The 5682-nt window shown below is 46.9% G+C and carries 6 protein-coding genes; all 6 read right to left on the bottom strand.

Annotated features, from left to right (window positions below; all coding sequences use genetic code 11):
• Positions 1–371: YetF domain-containing protein (locus WC715_06330; protein ID MFA6172034.1), on the bottom strand; the 371-nt coding region annotated here is incomplete at its 3' end.
• A 526-nt stretch (positions 372–897) separates the two neighbouring features.
• Positions 898–1173 carry a hypothetical protein gene (locus tag WC715_06325; GenBank protein MFA6172033.1) on the bottom strand — a complete coding sequence of 92 codons (276 nt, stop codon included), beginning with the start codon at positions 1171–1173 and terminating at the stop codon, positions 898–900.
• A gap of 38 nt (positions 1174–1211) precedes the next feature.
• The gene (locus tag WC715_06320; GenBank protein MFA6172032.1) at positions 1212–2054 is read right to left on the bottom strand and encodes an AAA family ATPase; all 843 of its coding nucleotides are present in this window, start codon (positions 2052–2054) and stop codon (positions 1212–1214) included.
• A gap of 4 nt (positions 2055–2058) precedes the next feature.
• The gene (locus WC715_06315) at positions 2059–3705 is read right to left on the bottom strand and encodes a Mu transposase C-terminal domain-containing protein (protein ID MFA6172031.1); all 1647 of its coding nucleotides are present in this window, start codon (positions 3703–3705) and stop codon (positions 2059–2061) included.
• Between the two features lie 28 nt (positions 3706–3733).
• Positions 3734–4588 (bottom strand): ParB/RepB/Spo0J family partition protein, encoded by an 855-nt coding sequence (locus tag WC715_06310; GenBank protein MFA6172030.1) that lies wholly within the window; start codon positions 4586–4588, stop codon positions 3734–3736.
• A gap of 133 nt (positions 4589–4721) precedes the next feature.
• A complete protein-coding gene (locus tag WC715_06305; protein ID MFA6172029.1) occupies positions 4722–5462 on the bottom strand; it encodes a hypothetical protein in 741 nt (246 codons plus the stop codon).
• Positions 5463–5682 lie beyond the last annotated feature (220 nt).

Below are 5682 nucleotides of genomic sequence, written 5' to 3'. Positions count from 1 at the left end.
GAATATCCCGCCACGCGTAATTCCGCCAACAAATGAGGTACGGTGATGCGTTCCCTCTTCATGGCCTCCATATCAATTACCCCGTTTGCCACCAGCATCGCGGGTTTAAAGGTAAGCAGTTTGCGACGGGGATTAACCAGAATTAACCGGGCAACGATGGCATAGGTGGCTACAAATAACCCCCCATAAACAAAAGTAAGGCCAATTTTGTCGGCTACTATGGGCTGCACCAGTATATTGCCCAGCACCACGGCCACCAGGAAATCCAAAGGCGTCATGTTCCCGATATGATGCTTCCCCATGATGCGAATAAGAGTGTAGCCGAAAAAAAATATAAGCACCGGTTTTACCACTAGCCAAACCATTTCCATCCGCTTCACCCCCGGAATTAAGTAAAAGCGCACCTGAAAACGGCGCGCTTTTGTATTCTCCTTATGTTAAGCCATACCGGCCTGAATCTGCTGCAGGGAATAATTACATTCCTCTATACAGAGAGTCAGGTGGTGTGCGCCTTCGATCAGCTTGTTTTTTGCCATGGGGTTGGGTTCGGTGTTGGCCATGTTTCGTAACTGGGCTGCAGTTTGCTGGCACGCCTGGATGCACTGTTGTATTGTTTGGGTAGACATTGATTGGTTCACCTCCCGATAATCTGATAAAATTTTTTAAGGCATTTGCATAAGGCTTTCGCATTGGCGGATACACATCTCGATATGACCGGCACCCTGTTAGGAATCACTTTAATCTGGAATAGAATGATCACTTTAATTTGGATTAAGTCCGTCAGTCCGTCAGTTCAAAATCAAGTAAAAAGACCAGTCTCCATAAAAGAGAATGGTCCAAAATATCGGCACTGGCGATATTCATAAATATAATCTACACGTAATAAACAGGATAAACCTACCGGTAATTTTTAGCCACCCTATGGGCCAGGATATCAGCCCGGGCCTCTGCTAACTTCTCTTTAAATACTTTGTCAAACCAGGCGGCCCTGTTTTTAACAGGAGGAAACGAATTAAATTTATCACTTACCTTGCAAACAGCTTCAATAACTTCAGCGTCTGAATAATTTAAAGCCCTGGCCATCCCTAAAGCCCGGTCAAACAAATCAAAAAAGCCTGTGCTGATAAAATAATCCCGTAAAACTTTGTTTTTCCCGCCGGCAGTAAAGGACACACATATCACCCCCAATAATTCTTAAAAAAGTATCACCATCAATTGGCCAAATGAGGGCCTAAATTCTTGCATACCAAAGAAAATAAATCCTCAGTAATAAGCTTGACACTCTCTAAGCAGCCATGATTTAAACACTCCCAGGCTAGCCTGTTAATCAGCCGGGGAACGCCCAAAGAGCGGCGGTAAATAGCTTTTTTAACCGCCAGGGAGAAGATATCCGGCTGACCGCCGGCTATTGTAAGCTGCCAGTCCAGGTAATTCTGGGTTTCTTCCTCGGAAAGCCCCCCTAAATTAACCCAGGCCCCAATTCTTTGGGCTAAAGGAATCATGGCCGGCAGCTTTAAGGTGGAGGCCAAAGATGGCTGGCCAAAAAGAAGCAGGGTAATTAACCCCTCGTGCTTAACCATGGCATTGGTCAATAGACGCAGCTCATTTAAACAGACCGGGGTTAATATATGTGCCTCGTCGATCAGTAACAGATTGGGCCGGTTTGACTCCACATAGGAATAAGTAAGTAAATCCACTACCTTCAATGCATCTGCCCCAAACCAGGAGGTGTTTACTCCAATGGCAGAGGCAATAGACCGGTATAGCTCCCGGGGTCTGGACTGGGGGATGGGAATATGGATCACCCGGTAGCGGGTGGAAGACACACGGCTTAAAAAAGTATCCAAAAGGGTGCTTTTGCCAGTCCCGGCCTCCCCCACCACCACCCCGGCCTCCCGGGTGTAAAGCAGCTGCTCCAGGCGGCTTAGCGCTTTTTCAAAGCGGCTGTCCAGTAATATATTACCTGCGGCGGTAATCTTGGGGAAAGGTAGCCGGGATAAGGACCAATATTCCAAAAAAGTTTTTGTGACCACTTCATCAATGGCATAAGACATAGAACTAATCCTCCTTTTTAAAATGGGCTGCCAGGCGTAAAGCATCCAAATAGCCGGAAATATCCGTCACTGGGTGGCCCTGACCTAAAAGTTCACCCACCGTCCGGCGTACCATAGCTTCGGTGAAGGGGCCGTACGTGCGCCAGGTGGTTAATATACTCAGGCGCTGGTGGGCATCCAGACTTGTTTTAAGTAATACCGCCAGGAGATGGGTGAAGGCATCCGGGCCAAATTCCGGGTAGCTAACCTTTGTGGTGGCGGATGTCTTTATTAAGGTGGCCTTTACGGCTGACCTTTGGGCCTTGGCCCGGGAAATCTCTTCATTAACTTCCGCAAACTCCGTCCGGTGAGCTGCCAGAATGCGCTCCAGGTGGCTGTAGCGGGGCACTTCCCAAACCTCCGGTATTAACGGCTGCTGGATTTGCCCCAACTGTTTAAGCAGCTGCTCTCTTTTTAAATAATCATTGTCCTCCAGATACATTTCCGCCACCCCGTAATAATTGTCATCATGCCATACATGTACCCGGGATAAGTCCGAAGGGTCGTAGCGCACCTGCACCCATTTGCGGTAAAGCTTAGCGTCCGGCACCAGGTACTGCAGCTTGTTTAAGTGTATAAGCCCGGTTTTGGAAACCTTCGATCTGGCATAGGGCAAAAAAATCATGCTTAAGGTTTTTTCTGAAACAAACCGCCGGTACTCCGGGGGAAAGCTAAAAAATCTTTCCTCCGGGGTCTGACCCGTTGACGAATGCACCCGGCGGTGGTAATCTTGACATATTAAGGCAGCTAAATATTCATTGGCCTCCTCCAGAAAAGGGGGTGGCTGTTTTAGCAAAAGCTCCGTTTCCAGCTTGTCATAGATATATTGCATAGATTTCTCAACTTTGCCCTTAGCTGCTGCGTCTCTGGGGGCAGTGTGGATAATCCGGCAGCCCAGCAGGGTGGCCGCTCTCTTTAAAGAGTTGCCCATATAGGGGCTGCCCCGGTCCACATAAAAAATATCCGGCACACCATAGGCCCATATAGCCTTTTTAAAAAGCTCCATTAAAACTCTTTCGTTTTCCTCAAATACATAAAAGACTGCCGGAAAAAACCGGGAATTATCATCTTCAATCAAGATAGGCTTAGCTATTTTTACCTCACCGGGGTTTTTGGCGTCCCGTAGCTTGATGTTGGGACCCTTGGTATCCGCAAGCCAGATCCTTTGCGGGTAAGGGGCCTGGTAGGACAGGCGCACCTTAACGGAAATACCTTGCCGCATGGTTTTTCTGTCCAGATTCACCGAGCATAAAAACCTGGCAATGGTAGCTGCGGAAGGCACAGGATCCTTACTGGTAATAGCATGGGCCAAAAGTTCATCCCTGAGTTCACTGGTGCTTCGGGCGGCGTTTTCGGAGCGCCAGCGCATCAGGGCCTTTTTTTGCTCTTCGGAAATTCTTCTGAAAGTGTTTCTGTCCTTGCGCTCTTTAAGCAATAAAACCTCAAAATCCTTTGGGTTTTTGTTGTATTCCCGCAGCCACTGGTAGATAACCGACCGGCTGAGCGTACTTTTTGGGGAGTAGGGAATATTAAAATTACCCTCTACCAGCTTATCAATTAATTCAGCCCGGTCATGGGGGGCTAAATCCCTTAGCATTAACACGATGGACATCTTAAAGGCCTTTTTCTCCAGCCTTTGCTCATATCCCAGGCGCACCCTTTAACTCACCGCCTTTGGGACAAAGCTCCTTTAATATATTTACTGTCATTAAAAAAATACGGTATTGTGCATCGGGCCAGGAGAACTGACATTCCCCCATCTTTAACAAGGAAATCACTTCATTAATCAGGGAAGTACATTTCTCCAGGGATTTTAACGCCAGCCGATAGCTGGAATCTGCTCTTTGCCCACCGGTAAAACCACACCCGGGCAATATCTTCCCTTCCTCCAGTAAAGTGCGGTCTTTCTCGCCGGCACTTTGCCACCACTGGATAAGCTTGGCCGCCTCATCCTTGTTTAAGTGTTCACGGCGGATGATGGCCAGCACTCTTTGCTGGTTGCCCCGGGGCAACATGGCTAAATTCTGGGCTAGCCGGGGCTTTAGCCCACCCTTTAAAAGATCTTCTTTGATTGCAGGGTCCAGGGAAGTTAACAGTTTAATCCGCCGGCTGACCCAGGATTTACTGCGGCCCCACAGCTTCCCGGCACCTTCCATGGTATATCCCTCGTCCTTTACCAGGGTATTCAGTATTAATGCTTCCTCCAGGGCACCTATTGATCTGGTTAATACATTGGCTGTGCAATAGATTACCAGGGCCGTATGCCTATCACCGGTGTATAGCCGGCAGGCAATAACCGGCTGCTTTAGCTGACGTACTGCCCGGACCCGGTAGTGGCCGCTTAATATTTGATATTTGCCGTCTTCCCTGGCCCATACCAGAAGCGGCTCCAAAAGGCCGTTGGCCTTAATGGACCGGTACAAACCCTCCAGGTGAGCCTGGCTGTAATAGGACAGCCTTAATGGGTGGTCCTCCAGAAGAGTACATGGCAGCATAATTAACTCCCCGTCAGGTGCCTTTTCCATGTAAAACCTCCCTTCCTTTAATTTAATACTGACAATTCTATATTACCAAAAATAGAGCTTAAGTCTTGTTTCTTCCATTAACAACACCCAGGGAACAACAGTTCTATGTGCTCCGGCACGGGGTAGAATTATTACCATAAATCTTTGGTAGTATCATTTTTAGCTTGGTAACCAGACGGTTTAAGGAATTGATGAAAGGATAAAATACCTTGCTAAAGTCCAAATGTTTGATATGCTCCGCTAAAAGACTGGCCAGTATATTCCGCAGGCCCTTTTCCCGGCACAAGGTATGTTCAAAAAGGGATTTGGGCAAAGGCCAGGAGGGGTTTTCTTTTTCATCCTCATATACATCCAGATATTTCTGGCGAAGTTTTTCCACTTCCTGATTTATGGCGCATAAATGGCCAAGTTTGTGTACGCCCTTGTACAGGGTGCTGTGGGCTATTTGATCATTAGGCGAGCAAAATTTTTCAGGTAATTCCCGCCAGACTAGCTCAGAAAATTCATAAATAAAGGAGATAAAGATCAGCGCGGGCAGGGTGAGGGTGGTTCCCCGCACAATGAAGGATGGTATTATTTTTATCAGCTGGCGACATGCTTTGCAGAGCAATGTTGGGATGGGTATTTGTATTGGGTAGAGGCGTATCTGTTCCCATTTACCGAAAACCCAGTTGGGGGGTATATCAATATGCCAGCACCAAATCAAGCCTGATTTCAGGGGCAGGTATTCCAGGCTATCTAAAGTGCCGCAATTACAGCACTGCCATAATTCTGTGCAGATATCTTCGAAGTTTTTTTTGATCCAGGTATTGCAAACTGGATGATTATATGTTATTTGTAACATGGAAATTTTGGTTTCCCTCTTGGCGGTTGCCAGAGGGTTATTTTTTTTATATGTATTGGTAACGCATTACTGGAAAATTTGTCATAAAATCAAAAAATCCTCCTGATTTGATTATTGCTGGAGGGATTTTTCTTACTTTTATTCCATTTTAATTTGAGAAAAATTGCTGTTTTAGTCCAGATTAAAGTGCGTGGGAACAGCTGTCCGCCTGGAGGATTTT

Source organism: Patescibacteria group bacterium, from assembly GCA_041661505.1.
Taxonomy (GTDB): domain Bacteria; phylum Patescibacteriota; class Patescibacteriia; order Patescibacteriales; family JBAZCA01; genus JBAZCA01.
Note: the sequence above shows the minus strand (reverse complement) of the source record. Positions and strands in the feature narration are given on the sequence as shown.

Bases quoted from the DNA above. Each gene is read 5' to 3' on its own strand.
- WC715_06320 (MFA6172032.1), bottom strand. From the start codon at position 2,054: ATGTCTTATGCCATTGATGAAGTGGTCACAAAAACTTTTTTGGAATAT.
- WC715_06315 (MFA6172031.1), bottom strand. From the start codon at position 3,705: ATGTCCATCGTGTTAATGCTAAGGGATTTAGCCCCCCATGACCGGGCT.
- WC715_06310 (MFA6172030.1), bottom strand. From the start codon at position 4,588: ATGCTGCCATGTACTCTTCTGGAGGACCACCCATTAAGGCTGTCCTAT.
- WC715_06305 (MFA6172029.1), bottom strand. From the start codon at position 5,462: ATGTTACAAATAACATATAATCATCCAGTTTGCAATACCTGGATCAAA.